Here is a 19,383-nt window from a genome sequence, read left to right on the forward strand (position 1 = left end):
GATATCGAAGTGTCAGGAGATGCAAATGAGTCGCGAAGAAAATGATAGTGATGATGACGGCTTGCCACCGCCGCCTGAGGGATTCAGCACATGGCTGGATTACGCCGTCTTCAATATGGATACGCGAAGCGTGTGGCACGAGTTCCTGTTCAGTGCCGATCCAGATCTCAAGAATTTCAATCGCGACGAGATCCAGAGGGCGGCCGAGCAGGAACTTCGTATGCTGCGAGCCAGAGCAGGGGTACCCGACACCTATCCCGGCGAGAGAAGCTGAAAGCGTTATGGCTACGATCCGGAGATGGGTCTTCGGTCGGCTTCGTATTCGCGCGTAGCAATCACCCTGCTATCTGGATCAGCCGTACACAGAAGCTTGCTGCTTCTAGAATCCGGTGTTTGCCTTGGCGGTCACGTTGATCCGTCGAGGTCTTCGTCGGACATCGATCCGGATCGCGATGTGCCGACCGGACCGGCTACACGGCCAGGCACCCTCGTGCAGCCGCGATCGTGATCGTTGCTTCCATCCCCGCTGTGAACCGCAGATAGTCGGCCTCCATTCCATCGGAGAAGATCACACCGTTCTCGGGCATCCTCGAACGCAGTCGAAGTGGTTGTCCGGCGCTCACGGAGCCGAATACCAGTTCAGTCTTCGAGGCCCGACTCGGGAACGGTTCGCGCACTGCAAAGGTCAGTTTTGGACTGTCCCACGGTTGTGGCTGATACTCGACCCGCTCGCCCGGGATGTGCAGCGCCTCGGCGACACCCAGTGAACCCGTGACGATGCTCTTCAGCCACGCCGTCGATCCGAGCCCGGTAGAAACGATGATGCCGGACGACGACTGCGATTCACGCCGCTCGCCCAGTTCGATCTCATACAGCGCAGAGGAATGGGTGCGCGGTCCAATGAACAAGTCATTCACGGCACGCAGTACCTGCCCGTCTGACAAACGGGCCTCTGCCATCGTCACCGACCTGATGGACCGACGATTCGCCACGACATCTGCGAGTACGGCGCCCAGATCCTTCGGCTCAAAGGGCAACAGGACGCCGTCCCAACGACGAGGCTCCGGGTTGAGACCGATCAGCGGCTGCCCATCGAGGTATTTCATTGAGTTCGCGACCAGCCCATCCTGCCCAAGCGCGACGACGATATCGTCGGGCGCGAATATGAAGTTCGGCAGATACGCACGGTCAACCACCTGGTAGCGGCCCCACGTCTCCAACGCACTGACGGTAATCTGCAGACTCTGTGCGTACGCAGCATTCTCGGCGAGGTAATCCGAGAAATCCGCCCCGAGGTGCTCGATGTAGAACCTTGCCTGCGCCAGCGTGTGGTGGCGCGCGATCAGCTCCTCAAGCCGCGTACGGCGTGTGACCAGCACAACTTTCCGGTCACCGGCATTCATGATGCCGCCCCGACGCCGGCACCCATCAGCCCTTGCAGCAGCTCAGGGGATACGTTCAGTTGACCAATGCGCTCGGCCCGTTCTGCGATGCCACCGAATGCCTGGGCGATCAGCTGTCCGGGTTGCATACCGGCCGCAGCCAGCGCGTTGACGATGCGCGGATCGGCCTTCTCCAGCGCCTGCATCAGCACGGCTACCCTGTGTGCCTCAGCATCGGCCAGCGTGCCGCTGTTGTGAGCCTGTCCGGTGACAAACGCCTTGCGCTTCTCCTCAAGCGCGATATCGGAAGCCATCTGCTCGTTGCGCAGTTCGTTTTCCTTGCGCATCAGGGTCGCCTTGGCCTCCATCTGCGTTTCGCGGATCTGCCGCTTCTTCTGCTCGACGGCGATATCAGTGTCCAGTTCATTCTGGCGGATGGCGCGCTCGTTCTCGACGGCCGACATCCGGCGCAGATAGACCGCGTCGTCAGCGGCCTTGAGATTGGACTCGCGAGCTTCGGCTTCCAGCGCGCGTGCAATGTCGGGTGTGGGCTTGACCGCCATGACCGATACGCCCAGAACCTCCAGCCCGAGCGCCTCGATTTCGGGTTGAGCAGACAGATCCGACTGTACGGTGCGGGCAATCATCGCCGACGAGCGCAACGCCTGCTTTAGCTCCAGTGCCTGCACTGCCTGCTGCACGATCACCTCGACCTGCATCGCGACCCGGTCACCCAAACGCTTCGGGTCCTCCGAGATGTAGGAGTGCCCATCCTTTGCCAGCGAGAAATCCATCATCGCAGCCGTACGGCGCGGGTCGCTGATGCGATAGGTCACCTGCCCCTGCACGGTCACGCTCTGAAAATCGGCAGTGACAAGCTCAAGGATGAAAGGACGGTCCTGACTGGCAACCGGCACCGCCACCAGCGTTGTGGTGGGAGCGTAGTAGAAGAACGACAGCCCCGATCCTTCGCGCATGACCTTGCCGGCGCGGAACTGCATCAGGTGAACCGTAGGCTGGGACTTGATGAAACGCATACCGAGCATGGTGATCTCCTTTGAGGTTGTACAGTACAACTTGTATGAGTTGCACAATACAACTTACAATGCGGAACGTCAAGATTTATTGGTCCTCCATGACAACCCGTTCAGCTTCTTCCAATCGCAATGCAAGCCGCAGCCGGAAACTCGCGCTGCCGTACACGACGGTCGATGTGGTGATTTTCACGGTGCTCGATGACGCGTTGCAGGTGTTGCTCGTGCAACGACGGGGCGACGGCGATGAGCCCTTTCCTGGCCGTTGGGCGTTACCCGGTGGCTTTGTCGATGTCGAGGCGGATTCAAGCCTGGAGGATTGCGCGCGGCGAAAGCTTGAAGACAAGACCGGCGTTGCCAGCCCTTACCTCGAGCAACTGGGTAGCTGGGGAAGTAGCACACGTGACCCGCGTGGATGGTCGGCTACTCACGTCTATTTCACGTTGATTCCCGGACAGGATGTGTCTCTCGTCAAGGGGGCCAATGCTGCGGACGTGGCCTGGTTCAAGGTTGACGAAGTGCTGCATCCACGGGGCCTTGCGTTCGACCACGATGACATCCTTCAATCCGCAGTCGAACGGTTGAGAGGCAAGGTCGAGTACACGTCATTACCCGCGTTTCTATTGCCGGAGCCATTTACGCTGCCGCAGTTGCAGCGGATGTACGAGGTGGTCCTGGGGCGTCCGGTGGATAAAAGCGGTTTTCGTACGCGGATGCTGGCAGGCCGCTTTTTGGAGGAAGTGGGTTACGCCGACGGGGAATCCAATCGTCCCGCGAAAGGATATAGACTGATTGACCGGCTTTCGCTGGTGGTGTTTCCGCGGACCTTCAGTCCGCGCGGCGCTGACTAAGTCACAAAGCGGCAAATCGCAGACGTTGAAGCGCGCTGGCTGCGCCGTAGAATACCCATGTCCCTGAGGCTCTGATACAGAAGAATACTGCTTCGCTGCGAGCCACCTGGTAAGGTGTAGCAGTTATTCCGCTCCGCCGAAGTTCGCTGCCGTTGAATGCAATGTTGCACCGCAAGTGGTCTTGTGTCCGTCGAAGGCGACGGCCCGCCCCTCGACCATGAAATTTGAATCGCCCTCGGCAATGAAGCAGACCTGGTGGCCTTCAATGGGGCAAATACATGTGTCACCCACTCGTGCCACAGCGCGGCCGTCGACCTCGAATTTTTCAGCGCCAGTCAGGACTGATCCACCGTGGCTCGTGGGGTCGCCGACGCGAATGACGTTCTTCATGAATCAGCTCCGTTCGCTTTCGTTACTTCTGCGCATGCAAGACGATTTACCACCGCGTCGGATTTCTTAGTGAGCGCATCAAGCAGAAAACCCATACGGCAGCGTTAAGGGGTATCCACACAAGTGCCGCGGTGTCCGGAAGGCCATTGCTCTGACTGCCTCCATTACTTGTCGCACTGAGTAGTGTCAGCATCACATTCGCGAGAAATAGCACGAAGCCCACCCACCAGGTACGTGGCAGCAAGGGGGTTGTGATGGCGACTGCCCGTCGGCGCTCCGACGACCGTCTTGCCAGACCGTACAGGGCGAGAATCAACAGGACTGAGGCAATCAGGCACGTGGCCAGTCCGAAGACAATGAACCAGATGAACGCCCCTGGCAGAATCACAATATCAGACATGGCGTGCCGGTCAAGAGGGATCGCCCTGCGGTCCGGACTCGGGTGCAGGCGAGGCGGATTCCGGCGTAGTCTGCTGTGCATACGCGACCAGCTGCCACGTCGTATTGACGGTATGCCACTGTTCCTTGCCAAGCAGTTTTCCCATAAAACCAGGACTGCCCGCGACCTGGGCGACAGGCATCACGCTATCGGCTACGAGATACTGGCGGCCGCCGCCGGCGATTTCGTGGCTACCGGCCTCAGGGCATGTCCACCAGCCCGTTTGAGGGCAGACTGAGCCGGTCCGTGCGAGGGTACCGAGCGGCTGGATTGGGGATGACGTGTCGTTGCTAGCAGCACTACTGTCTGTGGGACGAATTCGCAGCGAGTTTACGACAGCATCGAATACTGCGACCGCCTCATCATCGGTCAGTTTCGGCCGGACTGGGTCACCATTGACGCTGGTCATTCCGCTCTCGAACTCGACGATCAGCGTCGGCTTCAACGGCTCGCTGATTTCAGTGCCCTGTGCTTCCCATCGAAACTGATGAAGCCTGTAACCGCCTTCCGTGGGGACGGTCTCAAGCAGCTCTTCACCATGGCGACCGTTGATCTCACGCGTGCCACGGCGCACCGTCTTGATGTGGTTGACGAGGTTCGCAAAGGCATCGGGTACCGATCCACTGTCGGCGCGCTGCAGCAGGGTCGGCTCACCGAGCTTTGTCACGGTCATCGTTCGCACGGAGACGAGAACTCCCGGCCAACGCGCGAACTTGAAGCTGATGCCAGCGTCCTCATACTGAGCCGTCTTGCCGTCGTTCGCGATAAATCCGTTCTCGAGACAGAAACCAGGACGCGAAGGAATTACATCCGCACCTCGTGCCCGAAGATTTGGAAGCAGGTCTGTTTGTAGGGTGGAAATGATGTTTTGATATTCGGCCGGAATGAGGCCAGTACGCTGAATGGAAAACACGTGCCCACCGTCCCACCTGTACGCCTCTACGCCAACGGAGGGCCCCGTCACGAGCTCCCGCGAAAGCTCGAATACCCTGATGTCCGGCGTCGGACTCTTGACACCTGTGAGTGTGAATTTGTTCTTCTGTTTTCCGGCCCGTAGATCCGCCTCGTGCCTGGTCATGTCCTGTGCGAAATTTTCCGCGTTCTCCACCGACGTCGACGAGTCGATGCGTCCGTATTCGTACTCGTACGCCTGACCGTTTATTTGCGCGTCCGCAGGTACGTCGACCAGAAAACGACCAACGCAGTAGGTTTTGGTATCGCTCATGGCAGGCTCTTTTGCATAGCAGATCGGGACAAACAGAATGGCGCAGAGCGCCGCAGCGAAACGTATCAAAGTCATCGTCACTCCTTGCAGGCAGGCAACTCTTCCACTGGTGTGGCAGCCTGAATGATCTTCGCGATGCAGTAGAGCACGTTCTCCTGGACAACGCGATCCGCATAGCTATGCTGGTGATCAAAGCCTTTCATCCGGAAGACGTTCTGGGTTCCAGATCCCTCTGAGATCAGTGCGCCCGAGGGGCTGGGAACCGTGCCGTCTCCAGATGATGCATCGGTGTCCGAGTCGGGCTTGTCGTGACCGGCAGGAGAGAAGGTGACTTTCTGCGACAAAACAGTAAGCGTTGTCTGCCCCAGCTTCGTAAAGGAGTCGGCCGTAAGCGTGGGCAATACGCCATCCGCCCCTGCAGGCACTGCATTCTTTGTTACCCATCGAACGTTGCTGAATGCGACGTGCTTGTCATCGCCTCCATAGTAGGCATACGTATTGGGATGGCTATACAGACCCAGCGTGTCATGAAAATCACGTACGTTGGATATCGTCTCCCCATACGCATCGAAGACAACTCCGTGCTGTTTTGCAACCAGTCCTGCGGGATCAATCAGGGCGTCATCGACCATTGCCCACCACACATCCTTGACCCGCTTGTTGTATATCTCAGTATAAGGGTCCCCGATCGGCAGCGCTGGCATAACCGGGGTGCTGGAGCCGTTTGACTCGTGCTCGAACCTCAGCCACTTTGGGGGGTAATTTTTTGTCGGAAGCAACTCAAGCACGCCCGGTGAATTCGCCATGACGCAGGTGACGTCAGCGGCATCCCAGCCGATAATCGTCGCAACGATCGCGCCCATGATGTCAAAGAACCCGTCAGTTTCAGTGCCGGCGCGCATACGCCGGTATACCACCGGGGCACCGCCGACCGGCTGGACGCCGTGGACCACGCCGAGCATCTGGCTCTCGGCCTTTTGCGCCGCCCGGCGGCCGACCAGCCCTCCCATCGAGTGGGTTACGATGATGACCTTGTCGGTTGAAATCCAGTATTTGCCGCGCTTGTACCAGTCGATCGCTTCGTTGATGCGCTTGATGAGCAGATCAGCAGAATCTCCGTTACTGCCGACCCAGTTGTAGCCGCAGGCCCACACCGGATAGTAATAGTCCGCCAGGCGCCTGAACTCCGTATCGTTCAGTGGTGGGACGTCACTCTTTTCGGGATTCCACTCAGACAGCACGTCCTTACCATCCACATCCTTCAGCGTTTTCGCGGTAGTCCAGACGGGCATTTCTTTTGCGCCGGCCGTGCCTGCGTCGATGTACTGATCGTTGAGTGCAAGCTCGAGCGCGGCGAGGATGCCGCCATAGCTGTCAAAGTGAATTTCGCCCCAGCCGCGACGTCGCGCCTCCTCGTCAGTGATCGTAAAGAGACTCTTCGGGACCGCGACCTTTTTGCTGGGATCCACCATCACGCGATCGGGCATCAGCTGCTGTTGCCGTTCGGTCGGTGTCTGCTTCTTGCGTCGACGCCATTCACCCAGACCTGCCATCGCTCCATTGGGCGGCGCCCATGCCGTCGTGCCCGCCTTCTGCGCTGTGCCGTTGGCGCAAAGGTTCGTGCCCATGATGCCCGGCACGAAGATAACCGGAATGACGTGCCTTGGCGGCATGACGCCAAGTGCATGCGGCTTGAAACACTCAGGGCTGGTCACGCTGTGGAAAATCGGATCACCGTTCTCGTCGAACTGTAGTGGTACACGACGTACGGCCTGTTTCTGGACCGGAGTAGCTTCTGCGGCAGGAGTGGACATGTCGGAAGTCAGCGGTAGGAATTCAAGGAGTCGGTCGGATCGTCAGCGGCCGGATCTGTGTGTCATGCACGATGGTCTGGTTGGCACCATCGGCACCTAGCTGGCCCGCGTCGCGTACAGCACCTGTTTCGTCGGTGACCTGATGCGGCACCTTCGTGATGGCGTTACCGGCACGGTTGGCAAGCGCAAACTGCTCGTTGGTCTTCATGGCAGAGGCGGGCATGTGCGGTAGATCGGGATTGCCGCCACCGCCACCGGTGAAGCTGAAGCTGGAGGTTTCGATCTTGTGTTCTCCACTCGACGACGCGAGCACCTTGCCATCGGCAAGTGAGTAGGTCACGCCGTTGGCCTTCAGCACAATGCTCGGTGCCTCGATGACCATCTCCTTGAGCGAATAGAGATGCAACCGGTCGGACGCGCCGATCTCCGTCTTGCCCTGCTGCGCCTGTATTGCGAGATCACCGCTACCGGCGATCAGCTTCATGCCAGCCTTCGCAAAGGCGGATAGCCCCTGCGCCGCGCGCAGCAGGATCTTGCGCCCCGTGGTCACGTTTACGTCCTGAACCGCGTTGACGTCGACGTGCGTGCCTGCGGATGCGACGACGTTCCGCGGACTGGAGAGGGCGACACCGTCGGGCGCCGAGACTGCGATGATGGCTGCGCCGCCTGGCTTGTCGCTATCCCACTGCTTCAACTGGCCGACAAGTTTTTCCTGCGGAGCGGTATCGGTGCTGTCCGCTTCGTGGGTCTCTGACAGCTCTGCCAGTTGCTTCGCTATGGCGAGGGCCGCCTCAAGCTGACCCACAAGCTCCTGCCGGTCGAGCACCTGGCCCTTCGCGCCGGCCCGGTTGTCGGTGGAGATCAGCAGACCCTGTGCGGCGCGGATCGCACCCGCCATATCCGTGCGTAGTTCGAAACCCTCTCCACGCTTGTCTGACTTTCCCCCATCACGAGGATGGCCAATCCAGCCTTGGTTCAACTGCGTCTTGCCGTATTCGGACGATAGTTTCGTCTTCGTCTGGGCCGTTGTGTCGTCGAAAAGCAGTTCCCCGTAGCCGGCTCCTGACACTTCCTTCGAGCGGATGCCGTAGAGCGCGGCATTGCCCGGCAGGTTGCCCGCCCCAGAAAACTGGGTCGGTCTGCGGTTCGCGCCGTGCAGGTTCGCGATTACTACGGGCTTGTCAGGATCATTCTGCAGGAACGTCACGAGCACTTCGCTACCGACGCGCGGCGTCAAAGCCGTGCCGGCGCCCTGATCGGCCCATGGCAGCGCCAGTCGCACACGCGCGGAATCACGGGGCGTACCTGTTGCGCCTGCCCTGGGATGGTCGTCACCACGCGCGAACAGAAACTGAATCGCAATGCGACCCTGCTCGTCAACGTCGATCTCAAGTCCCGGTGCGCCAACTACAAGCGCGCTCATGGGACCAACAGAGGGCACGCAAGCGGGGTCCCACACAGGTACGACCGGAATATCGGCCCGCACGCATTCGAAACGATTCAGATAGGGTGCACTGTCCTGATCCAGAGTGAGCGCGGTCCTGGCTGGCGATGCCGTCAGCAGGTGGTTACGTGCGCTGGTTTCGACCCGGGTCAGAACAAAGCGACGTTGATCCTCCGGATGCTGGTCGATTTCAGGCTGTTCCGTCAGTGAGAACACGGTCCCCGCGGCACCGCTGAACGCGCACACGACGCTTTCCCCGACAAAGTGCTTGGCCTGCTGTTCGCGTGCCTGCTGGCGGCGCAGATTCATCTGCCGGTAGTGGTTGGAGTCGTCGGCGATGTGTGGCGCGTCGTACTGGTATTCGGTGAGCGTGCTGCTGAGCGCCTTGCCGTGCTTGCCCTGATCCTGAACATTCGTTTCGCTCACTTCGTCGGCGCGCCCCGTTCTGTAGTCGAACGCAGCGGCAATCTTCCCGCCGGGTGTGAGCGCTCGGTGGGCCTGCCAGACGGTGATTGTGTCGTCTTTCTCAGTTGCATCAGCACGGTGATAGCGCACGGTGCCGGCCGGGTTGTCTCGCCATACGTGCGCACTGTCGACCAGACGAAGCGTGTGAACAGGCCAGTTATCGTTAAGCGCATGCGAGAAGTACCAGCATATGCCTTCACGACGCCACAGCCTGGTGAGGAATGCCGCGTCGCTTTCGCCTGCCTGCATCGTAAACTCGCGCACTGGATACGTTGCCGTCAATCCACTGGTTTCGAGTGCAAACGCGCTGGCCAGCACGCTGTTCCCGTTGATGTGTTCTTTCAGAATCGTCTGCGTGATATCGATCACGGACGCACTTCGGAATATTCGCCAAGTGGTGCGATGACGGAGAATAGACAGCCCGTCTTCGCAGGTGTACTCGTTCAGGACGAAGCCGCCATCGGACGCGAGCTGGCGCGCGCCGGTCACGATCGTGCAGATCGTGCGCTGACTGCCGGTGAAATCACTGATGTTGAACGCAACCGGTACGCCAATCATCGTTTTCAGTGGCAAGCGTGTATCTGTCGACAGACAGCTGAGCGTGTAATCGAGCGGTGCGCAGATGCCTTCGCTGCCGTTGAGCTCGTGAGGCAGCATGGCATTTGTCGGAAGGCCCGCATCAGGTGCAAAGCTCACCTGCAGCTGTCGTTGCGACTGACTGAATGCAGAAACCAGCTGGTCAAAATTCTTGAATGCGCCGGACAGCGCATCGAGCGGGTTTCCAGAGGGAGGGAGCGTTATCGGAGATGCGCCCATGACTCACCTGGGCGCTAACAGAAGACGGGCGATGCGAGTCATTTTAACCCCGGAATTGTTAAACATTATTAGTTGAAACGTGGTTTGTAACTACAACAATATCTGATAATCGCAAATAATCTAAACGTACGCAATCAGTGTTACGTGATGACGCCCATTATCTCCGGAATTCCGCCGAACACGGGATTATCGAGTCACTCATTGTGCATCGGTTTTGTGTCATTATTGCCAGCAACCATTGGGGCGTATATTTTTTACCGAATCTTGGTGTGAGGCTCTTGCTCGGATTCGGTGGCGCGCGAAGCTGAACGCGGCTCAGGTCGGCGAGGATGGCTGCTTATTTCGACCGGTCATGGCTCCCCTTTTTCAACGCCAATAGGGTAATCCCGTACAACCGATGGTACCTTCGAACTTAATCAACCGCGCTGCGACGACCAACTTCTGGGAAAAATATGCCTATACGGACCGATCTATGGAAAATCGGCGCTCGTCCTGAGCAGCTCAACGAATCGCTGCTTCAGGGCGAACAGTTACTCGAGGACATGATCGTGGCAGCTCCCGAGATGCTTTCGGGAGAGTGGATGCTAATCGGACGCCAGGAATATACGGGGTACTCGGGCCGGATCGATCTACTTGCTATCGCACCGGATGCGTCGCTGGTGTTGATCGAGCTTAAGCGCGATCGAACGCCTCGCGATGTTGTTGCACAGGCACTCGACTACGCGGCATGGGTCGAATCATTGAGAAGCGAAGAGATAACTGCGATCTATGGACGCTTTTCGAGTGGGCGCAGTCTCGCGGAAGATTTCCAACATCGCTTCGGTGTGCCGTTAGACGAAGAGGAGCTCAATCAAGGGCACCAGATTGTTATTGTCGCGGCCTCGCTCGATCCGAGCACGGAGCGGATAGTGGAATATCTTGCCGCACAAGGTATTCCGATCAATGTGCTTTGCTTTCAGGTCTTTTCGTGGGGTGACGGCCAATTGCTGAGTCGCTCGTGGCTGATGGATCCCATCACTGCCCAAGCGGCGGCAGTGGCGTCGAAGCCAGAATCCACCATGAGGGAGCCGTGGAACGGTGAATATTATTGTTCGTACGGCGAAGGCACATCGCGATCTTGGGCGGACGCGATCGCGCTAGGCTTTATGTGCGGTGGCGGAGGTGCCTGGTATAGCCGGACGTTGCAATTGCTCAATCCTGGCGATCGCGTCTGGGTGAAGGTCCCGAAGCGCGGTTTTGTCGGCGTCGGGCGGGTGACTGGACGCGCAGAACCAGCCCGCTCGTTTACCGTAGTAGCCGAGGACGGAAGCAAGCGGCCTGTGCTTGACGCCGTCAAATTCGGAAACTATCACCGCGAACATCTCGACGACGACGAACTGTGCGAATACTTCGTCCCGGTTAAATGGATTCAGACCGTTCCTGTTGCAGAGGCGATCAACGAGATCGGATTCTTCGGAAACCAGAATACTGTGTGTAAACCAACTGCTACGAAGTGGCGAAGTACGGTTGACCGGCTAAAAGAACGATTCGTTGACTTTGACCGAGAAAATTGAGGTACGGGCCATGCGGAAGGTCTCAGTCAAAGCCATGCTCGCTTGGGCAACTGAAAGCGGCGTGGAACACACATGGTGTGATGTAGTGACTGCCATTCGCAAGCGCGGAGAGAAAACGCGTCCGTGCGTGCAGCAGAATCGCGAACTGTTCGCAGAGGCTTTCTCGACCCAGTTTGAGTTCTCGCCCTGACAAGTCGTCCGTCGTGATCCAATCAACCTTGCTCATTTGACGCCAGCTTCTTCCTGTTCGTCTTCTGACTGATACAGGTCAAGCAGGCCATTGCTTCTAACGACGCGATCTCGCAGAATCATGCCGCGGCACGGGTAGGCACCGTCCTGCGGTATTGTGTGTCCGTAAATCTCGTAGCTGTTGTCCTGCTCTGCTTCCACGCCTTCGCGATCGTTCGTGAATATAGACTCGAACAGTCGAGTGCTATCGAGTCGAATCAGGCCGGGTCGGTGACAGCGTGGCAGAGCCCACCCAGCTGAGCAATCAGCTACCTCAGCCTAACGACATCGACCATCAGCTCCCGTATCGCCTCCTCGTACTCCGAGTCAGACCCATACGTTTAACTGTATTGAAACACCATGGGGTGTCGCACCAGTTCCCACGAAAACTGAGGGGTGCCCGGTAGCTCGGTGGTCTGAGTTCGAGAGGCCGCAATCTACAAATCTGGCAGATTGCGGCCCGCTGATTGCAGGGGCAAGCGCTTCTGCAATCGAACAGACGGCGTTCATCGTCGCATCAGCGTCGCAAGAGTGACGCCGCCGGAGATGATTGACCGCTGAACGCTACTACACCGACTGCGATTAACCAGAATGCGCGCAGCAGTACGATGCGCACATCCCGGGAGATCAAGGCAAGTCGGCGCTCTCGGTCGTCTCGGAATGAACAATAAGGATTCGTCGCGGACTTAGCAATTTCCCTTAGGCATTTTTGCTCTGCATCGTTATCTTTGGTTGCCATATCGTCCTCCGGATTTAGTAATTATCGCGCTCGTATATGGTCCGGCGCATACGTCGGAACAGGTCAAACAATGACAAGGAAGGATCGGGACGCGTTGCCCGATCAAACATGTTTACTGTCTCGGGCGACGAAGGAGGCGCTTTATCTGTCCACTTCGGTAGGCGCTCAAGCGAACTGGCGAGACCCGCTGGTCGTCGAATAACAAGTCCATAGCTAACTGCGTCTACCAGGACTTTCTTGCCTACGGCATGCATCAGAGAAAACAATGCGGGGTGAAGAAGGAGGTAAAGGGTCCTGCTTGTATGCTCCTTCATCACGATGGACATCGACACCATGTTCCACGCGTGCTCTGCTTTGTTTCCTTCATTGACTTCCAACGTGAGGCTTAAACTCGACAACTCAGGATGCTCGGAAACATCCAGTTCAAGTACATGACGCACGCCAGTGGAAGGCGTTCTGTCGACCGTTATACGTTTTTCGGCGACGCTACCAAGCACCGCCTCGGCTACTCGCGGGTGATCGCTTTTGAGTACAAAGACCTCCTCTTTTGCATCGGCGCGCAATTCAACTGCCATCGCCTGGCGAATATCGAAGGCTGTTGCCGGACGGAGGAAGAATAGGCATGAAGAGTGCCGCGGACACAACGCGTTGAGATCGGTTTCGGGGTGAGTGAAGACACTGGTGCGTATATGTTCAGCGTATTCAGCGTATTCGCTACCACTGAGCTTGGGAAACGTCTTGCACCAGTCAAAGCAAATGGGATGGTCGCCAACGGCGATTAGTTCGCTTCCCCAATAAGCCGAGCGTGCCACTGACATTTCAAACGCAGGGCGACCATTGACGTCACAGAGGTTCGACGGAAAGCCAAACATCGCATAGGTTCCTCCCGGTCCCCAATACGGAATCAATTGGTCGTCGTCATCGTCCCGGTACTCGCCTCGACTATGCATCAGGCTCATCGCCCTATCGAACCATTGTGAATGCTCTTTCATCTTATCGTTGAGTACCTCGTTGGGCAGTACTAGCTCAACGTCAAAATCGTCTTCCGGCGCGGTGAGGTACGTGCGCGCTGCATCGTACCAAGCGTTCGGCTTCGACCACATGATCTTGATTTTTTCACCCCAGGGTTCGGCACATTCCGAGCCGCATTGCACTTCGGCTCCAAAATTGAAATACCGCGGCAAGTAGACCCGGGTCGCAACCACCCGGAAAGGTACGCCATTGATAAATGCACTCGCATACAGCACAGCGTATGGATCGGCACCGAGATTGGCCGACTCCCATTCCAGCGTCGGGAGGCATGGCACCATATCTGTAAGCGACATTGATCTGTCCGACATCAGGAAGACCGCTCTGACGGTTTCGTACAGGCCAGCAAGATTCGTGTTGGTCAGCAAATGCTGGCTGATCGCACGGGCTATCTGGTCAATGTTGTGCGTGAAATAACCAACTGCAACATGGCAACCCGGTAGCGAAGACAGCTGCCGCACGTGATCGCCTGGATTGCCCGTATTCAGGCGCGATACCAGGTCGTCCCAATCGTCACAATGATAGGGTCCCTTGGCCAGTACATATCTGGCTAGATGGAGTGGGATTTTGAGATGCTTCTTGAGACGTTTTGCCTGCAACACGACGTTGTTGTACGCGTTGCTACTGCTGGAAGTCAGGGTAGTCACTTTTCCGTTACTCGTATTGAGCTACGTCAGAGGCGCCCACCCGCCATCCCTGACGCCCGGAAAGGGTTTCAGTTTTGATGGAAAATACAGGACGGTTGCTTCGCTTCGCTGCGGCCAAAAGGCCCAAGGGGTGGGCAGCGCGCCGACCGTGCCACGGCGTACGCTGAATTTAACGTAAATGGACCCCTATCGCAAGCGCTCGAAATCCGTAGCCAAAGGTAACGCCTTCACTATTCTTTGAAGTAGCCTCGGCTTTCCCCTGTTGCCGAACAGATGACCCTCGGGGATTGCCCGGACATTGAGACTGAGTCCTTTAATTCTGCTTCCCGAGCGCGGAGGCTCGACAGTTTCTATGTTTGAAGACGAATAGCTTTCGTTGCTATCTCCGACGCGCACGACCTTGATAGCCCGGGTCGACGTTACTGCAGGACACGAATGGGGGCACTATAGGAGGACAGCGTCAGGCGTTTCTGGATCACGAGTCACGCAGTCGGTTCGACTTTTAGCAGACCCATAAAAAAGGTTTCCTCGAAGCTATGATGGATACGGCATCGGAAGATGAATACAAGTGCATTGCTTGCTCCATTCGGTTCAAGGAGTGGGTATTCAGCACCACCAAAAATGGGAGCACGCACATTTCAACACGGAACTTCCCGAGATCGAAATTGCGCGATGCACGTGGGCTCGAATGCTACTGCTAACAAACTTATCTGGAAGGTCGCAACGATGAGATGATGGAACGTGAGGAGGTTCCGATCCGCCGCCCAGGCGTAGGACCTGCTAAGAGTTGCGTCAGATGCCGCGGGTCATTTGATACGAGCGAGTTTTACCTCGAATACACCAAGGACAAGGTCATTGATGAGGGGGCATATGTTTCGAGGACGATCGATATCAAATATTTCGTGATCCTCTACAATCGATGTTGTCCACGTGAGATAAAGGTATCCACCAATCTTGGTTACGGAGCGAGGCATGGATGAGCCGCTAAACGTAGAGTCCAGTATCCCGGAAAACAAGCATTTGACTGCGGCCTGCGACCAGTGCAACAGACAAACGCGACACAAGGTTCTGGCGCAAACTCACGTGCATTGGGAATATGGAGATGGCGAGGCAGATAACTGGATTGACTATCAAATCATCCAGTGCCGAGGATGCCTGTCGATTTCCTTTTGCGAGGAATCACTTTGCTCGGCAGATGTCATGTATGGCGAAGAGAATCCTCCGGTAGAAAGACGGCTGTTCCCAAATCGTATTGTTGGGCGCTCCGTGATGGAAGGAGCCCAGCAATTGCCCGAGAACGTCTACGGTATCTACGAGGAGGCGCATAACGCGCTATGCGCGGAACTTCTTGTCATGGCGGGATTTGGCGTACGTGCAATTGTGGAGGCGGTTTGCAAGGACAAGGGTATCACTGGGCGGAATTTGAAAATCAAGATAGACGGGCTTGCAGAAGCGGGTTTGATAACGTCATCTGGCGCCACGATACTTCAGCATCTGAGACTCATGGGAAACGCTGCTGCCCATGAAATGAAACTGCACGCCCAGTTCCAACTCAGTGCGGCGTTCGACGTCATTGAGTATCTGTTGCAAGGGGTTTACATTTTGCCGAGACAGGCTGAGTTGCTACCTAAACCGACCGCTAACTCAAACCAGAACCTCGATTGAGCTAAGAGCAATCGAACGAATCGTCTCAGACAAGGAGTTGTGGCGCTGTTCGGCCCGCCTCGGTACGACACAGGTTGTCTGAAAGAGGCTTGCTTGCGAGCATTGGGTTATCAGATGTGGCGATTTTTAAACGGGGCGACAACGGGCAGCGGCTGGCGGGCGAGAAACGCAGGCGGCAGCGACCGGTTACGAGGGAGACGCGACGGAGGGCAGAAACGCAAGGGGCCCACCATATGGCGGACCCCCTAGATGAGTTGGGGAACAGAAAATGTAGCGGGACACCGCCCAGACCTACACCCCTGACCCCTTGATAACAGTGCCGTCGAAAAACGTGACGGGCTTGCTGAAGCAGGCACCTACTATAGGCGGCCAAAGTTCCCCGGTCAACAAATAGCCGCTGCAAAATGCGGATAGGAAAATGCGTGTCAAAAAGCTGCACAAAAGCGGAAGCAATGAAACACGACCCCAGACTGGCACTGTATCCGCTCACTCGTGAACAGGCCATGTTTGCACGCGTCTGGCACAACATGACGTATGCGTGTTCCTCAGGCACGCCCCGCGTGCGTGTCATGCATGCGGTCAACATCCTCGAAGGACTGCTTTCGATGAGACGGCGTCCAGAAGCCGGTGACTCGCGTTTCATTACGACGCGCCTGGGTTTAGCAATAGAAACGCGTGCGTAAAAATCTGTTCCCTGAGGGCACTCTTGGGCTGACACTGCTTTCAGAATGAAATAGGATCTAATCCTACTCGTGGAGGAATCCCGTCATGCGGATAGATAGCGTCAAGCAGTTTGACCGGTTTACCGGCAATCATTCTGGCCGGTCGGCCGGGATGTTTGTCGTTGGTTATTGCGCCATGGGCGTCGCTCCTTCTTCGTGATTGTCGCGGATTGATTGTCGGCGCCGCCTGGCCTGTTTGTCGCTGGCCGTGCGGCGCCGGTAGCTTTCGACGTTCATTTCGAAGATCGTCGAGTGATGAACGAGCCGGTCAATTGCGGCGACGGTCATGCCGGGATCAGGGAACACGTTGTCCCAGCCGGAGAATGGCTGGTTGGCGGTGATGAGAATGCTGCGGCGCTCGTAGCGTTCGGCGATCAGCTCGAACAGCACACTGGTTTCAGCCTGATCCTTGCGTGCATAAGACAGATCGTCGAGGATGATCAGGTCGAAGCGGTCGAGCTTGGACAACGCGGAAGGCAGTTGCAGGTTCTGCCGCGCTGCCTGCAGTTTCTGCACAAGCTCGCTGGTGCGCGTGAACAGTACGCGATAGCCGGCGTCGATCAGCGCGTGGCCGATGGCGCACCCCAGATGACTCTTGCCACCGCCCGGCGGGCCGAAGATCAGCACCGTGGCGCCTTTCTCCAGCCAGGCGTCGCCGCTGGCCAGCGCCGTGACGTGAGCGTTCGAGACCATGGGCACCAGACTGAAGTCGAAGGTGGCGAGGGTCTTGGTCGGATCCAGACGGGACTCGCTGCGGTGACGCTCGGTTCTTCGTTTAGCCCGCTCGGCGAGTTCGTGTTCAAGCAGTGCGCCAAGCAGCCGGGTCGCCTGCCAGCCCTCCCTGTCGGCACGCTGTACGAATTCGGGCCAGAGACGAGCAATGGTCGGCAGGCGCAGCTCGTTGAGCATCAGGGCGAGACTACCCGTGTCGTAGACGATGGGTGTGCTCATACCGATACCTCCTCAACCAGCAGGGTGTCGTAGCTACTGGCCGGCGGCATCACGACGCTGACAGCGGGGCAATCGGCATGGCGCGGCGCGAACTCCTCACGCAGCGCCGGCAGGTCCGGCAACGCACCGTCAACCAGCAGCCCTGCGAGTCGCCCGGCGAGCACCGCCTCGACTCCATCGAGCGCAGCCAGCTCAAGCAGTCCGACCATGGTCCGGCAGGCATCGCGTTGCGTCATCCGGGCTTCGAGCTGCTCCCAGGTTCCGCGATAGGCCTCACGTGGAAACAGGTCGTCGCGAAACGCCAGTCCCTTGAAGGCCCCGGGCTTACGCTTGAGTGCTTCGATGAAGTGCCGGTAGTTGATGGCGCGACGAGAGCTGCTGGCTGCGTGAGAACCCCTCGGCGTGCTGTGTACCATTGCACCGGACAGGTAACAGTCAAGCCGGTCCCCGTAGACTCTCACCTTCAGACGATGGCCAATCAGCCGTGACGGCGCGCTATACAGGATGCCGCGTATGGTAAAGGTGCTGCAGCGTGTGACGCGCGCTTCTTCCTCGACGAAGTCAGTGGTACGACGCAGCGGCAGATCGATGAGCTGTTCACGCTCGATGCGAAACGCCGCCGCATTACGCCGGTTGCGGCGCATGACGACTTCACGCAGGAATTCGTCGTACGCCGCGCGATCGTTGAAATCCCGATGGCCGCGTAGCATCAGCGCCTGGTCGACCGCTTCCTTCAGATAACGATGTGACGATTCCACACTACCGTTCTCGTGGCCCTGGCCGCGGTTGTTACGCGTACCGCTCATGCCGTAGTGTTCGAGCAATGCCGCGTAGCGCACTGTGAAGTCTGCTTCGTCCTGCAGGTTCTTGAAGGCAGCTGACAGGCTGTCGGTGCGATGTTCGCGCGGGCAGCCACCTGCTTGCCAGAGCGCATTCTGCAAACCCACGGAAAGCGCCTCGAAACTCTCACCGCCTTCGACGACATTGGCGTATTCCCAGCGCGAGAAAGCCAGGACGAAGTGATACAGCCGGTGATCGAACCGTACGCCCGCGACCGTGATGCGCAGATCAGCCATATCGGTGAAGTCCGACAGCCCCCGTGCGCCGGGTTCGTGCAGTTGAGGGAAGAACACTTCCTTCGGCGGACCGGCCATCGCCCGCCAGTGGCTGACGCGCCGCTCGAGCGTCCTGCGCACGCCATCTGGATATTGATCCGGATGATCGTCCTGCAGCTTGCGCAGGATGGTGATCGCCTGCAATCGAGGCGCGTTCATGAGCAACGGTACGATCTCCGTGTCCCAGACATCGGCAAGCGGATCGGGACGCGAGCGCCAGTAGCGACGAGGTTTCTGCGACGGCAGCCGGGCGTCGTGTTCGATGCGCCGCGCGCTACGCACGCTGATACCGGCCTTGGCCGCGGCGACTTCCTGAGAGTGGTGTTTGCGTTTAGACATATAGAGGCGAACCTGCTGGTCGGTCATCATGGGCTGATCGCGTCTTCACTTGATCAGCCATCCTAAGACCCGGCCCACTCGGCGCCGCCGGTGATTCGTCGTCTCCGGCGGCTACGCCGCCTCCGACTCCTCACCACCGGCCAGAACCTTCGCCGCTATACCGGACAAAATGATTGTCGCCGCCCATGCGGACGACCCAGCAACTCAGCATCACGTTGCCCAACGAAATGGCCGAGTTTGTGCGATCGAAAGTCGCCAACGGCGAGTATGCAACCGACTCCGAAGTGATCCGCGACGCGCTGCGCGCGCTAGCCGCGCGTGACCGGGCGGTCGAATCGTGGCTACGCGAATCAGTCGTGCCAGCGGCCGCCGCGCTCAAGGCCCACCCGACGCGGGCACTTGACCCCGACGCTGTGCGGCAGTCGCTCGCCAGTCGCCGCGCGTCGCGTTCGTGAGCGCCGCACGACTGCGTGTCGTTTTTTCGCCGGAAGCGCCCAACCAGCTGGCGGATCTGGAGCTCACGATCGCGGCAGCA

The 19,383-nt window shown here is 58.1% G+C and carries 14 protein-coding genes; 5 read left to right on the forward strand and 9 right to left on the reverse strand.

The window, feature by feature from the left end; genetic code table 11:
• Positions 1-25: 25 nt before the first annotated feature.
• The gene (locus tag FNZ07_RS13495) at positions 26-274 is read left to right on the forward strand and encodes a hypothetical protein (RefSeq protein ID WP_091019227.1); all 249 of its coding nucleotides are present in this window, start codon (positions 26-28) and stop codon (positions 272-274) included.
• Positions 275-470: 196 nt separating this feature from the next.
• Here FNZ07_RS13495 and FNZ07_RS13500 read toward each other — a convergent pair whose 3' ends face one another.
• Together FNZ07_RS13500 and FNZ07_RS13505 are read right to left on the reverse strand one after the other, a co-directional pair.
• Positions 471-1,403 (reverse strand): diacylglycerol kinase catalytic domain-containing protein, encoded by a 933-nt coding sequence (locus FNZ07_RS13500; RefSeq protein ID WP_091019229.1) that lies wholly within the window; start codon positions 1,401-1,403, stop codon positions 471-473.
• Complete coding sequence (locus tag FNZ07_RS13505; RefSeq protein WP_091019231.1) at positions 1,400-2,428, reverse strand: SPFH domain-containing protein; 1,029 nt, start codon at positions 2,426-2,428, stop codon at positions 1,400-1,402. The genes FNZ07_RS13500 and FNZ07_RS13505 overlap by 4 nt, the downstream gene beginning before the upstream one ends.
• Positions 2,429-2,517: 89 nt before the next feature.
• On the opposite strand from FNZ07_RS13505, the gene FNZ07_RS13510 reads away from it, so the two are divergent.
• A complete protein-coding gene (locus FNZ07_RS13510; protein ID WP_091019541.1) occupies positions 2,518-3,267 on the forward strand; it encodes an NUDIX hydrolase in 750 nt (249 codons plus the stop codon).
• Between the two features lie 123 nt (positions 3,268-3,390).
• Here the strand turns inward: FNZ07_RS13510 and FNZ07_RS13515 are convergent, their stop codons facing one another.
• The 4 genes from FNZ07_RS13515 to FNZ07_RS13530 form a co-directional block, all read right to left on the reverse strand.
• Positions 3,391-3,657 carry a PAAR domain-containing protein gene (locus FNZ07_RS13515; RefSeq protein ID WP_091019233.1) on the reverse strand — a complete coding sequence of 89 codons (267 nt, stop codon included), beginning with the start codon at positions 3,655-3,657 and terminating at the stop codon, positions 3,391-3,393.
• A 410-nt stretch (positions 3,658-4,067) separates the two neighbouring features.
• On the reverse strand, positions 4,068-5,396 hold the full coding sequence (locus tag FNZ07_RS13520; protein ID WP_170275768.1) for a T6SS immunity protein Tli4 family protein: 1,329 nt from the start codon (positions 5,394-5,396) through the stop codon (positions 4,068-4,070).
• A gap of 2 nt (positions 5,397-5,398) precedes the next feature.
• The gene (locus FNZ07_RS13525; RefSeq protein WP_091019238.1) at positions 5,399-7,135 is read right to left on the reverse strand and encodes an esterase/lipase family protein; all 1,737 of its coding nucleotides are present in this window, start codon (positions 7,133-7,135) and stop codon (positions 5,399-5,401) included.
• A 22-nt stretch (positions 7,136-7,157) separates the two neighbouring features.
• The gene (locus FNZ07_RS13530; RefSeq protein WP_170275769.1) at positions 7,158-9,701 is read right to left on the reverse strand and encodes a type VI secretion system Vgr family protein; all 2,544 of its coding nucleotides are present in this window, start codon (positions 9,699-9,701) and stop codon (positions 7,158-7,160) included.
• A 611-nt stretch (positions 9,702-10,312) separates the two neighbouring features.
• On the opposite strand from FNZ07_RS13530, the gene FNZ07_RS13535 reads away from it, so the two are divergent.
• Entirely contained in the window at positions 10,313-11,413 is a 1,101-nt protein-coding gene (locus FNZ07_RS13535) for an endonuclease NucS domain-containing protein (protein ID WP_091019243.1), read from the forward strand.
• 981 nt (positions 11,414-12,394) lie between these two features.
• Here FNZ07_RS13535 and FNZ07_RS13540 read toward each other — a convergent pair.
• Positions 12,395-14,056, reverse strand: coding sequence for a hypothetical protein (locus FNZ07_RS13540; RefSeq protein WP_091019248.1), 1,662 nt, complete (start codon positions 14,054-14,056; stop codon positions 12,395-12,397).
• Positions 14,057-15,028: 972 nt separating this feature from the next.
• Here FNZ07_RS13540 and FNZ07_RS13545 point away from each other — a divergent pair.
• A complete protein-coding gene (locus FNZ07_RS13545; protein WP_091019251.1) occupies positions 15,029-15,721 on the forward strand; it encodes a DUF4145 domain-containing protein in 693 nt (230 codons plus the stop codon).
• An 848-nt stretch (positions 15,722-16,569) separates the two neighbouring features.
• Here the strand turns inward: FNZ07_RS13545 and istB are convergent.
• Together istB and istA are read right to left on the reverse strand one after the other, a co-directional pair.
• Positions 16,570-17,394 (reverse strand): IS21-like element helper ATPase IstB, encoded by an 825-nt coding sequence (istB, locus tag FNZ07_RS13550; RefSeq protein WP_091019253.1) that lies wholly within the window; start codon positions 17,392-17,394, stop codon positions 16,570-16,572.
• Positions 17,391-18,878 carry an IS21 family transposase gene (gene istA, locus FNZ07_RS13555; protein WP_091019255.1) on the reverse strand — a complete coding sequence of 496 codons (1,488 nt, stop codon included), beginning with the start codon at positions 18,876-18,878 and terminating at the stop codon, positions 17,391-17,393. The genes istB and istA overlap by 4 nt, the downstream gene beginning before the upstream one ends.
• A 155-nt stretch (positions 18,879-19,033) precedes the next feature.
• On the opposite strand from istA, the gene FNZ07_RS13565 reads away from it, so the two are divergent.
• The gene (locus tag FNZ07_RS13565; RefSeq protein ID WP_091019257.1) at positions 19,034-19,303 is read left to right on the forward strand and encodes a type II toxin-antitoxin system ParD family antitoxin; all 270 of its coding nucleotides are present in this window, start codon (positions 19,034-19,036) and stop codon (positions 19,301-19,303) included.
• Positions 19,304-19,383: the final 80 nt, after the last annotated feature.

This window comes from Paraburkholderia megapolitana (assembly GCF_007556815.1).
In the GTDB taxonomy this organism is placed as follows: domain Bacteria; phylum Pseudomonadota; class Gammaproteobacteria; order Burkholderiales; family Burkholderiaceae; genus Paraburkholderia; species Paraburkholderia megapolitana.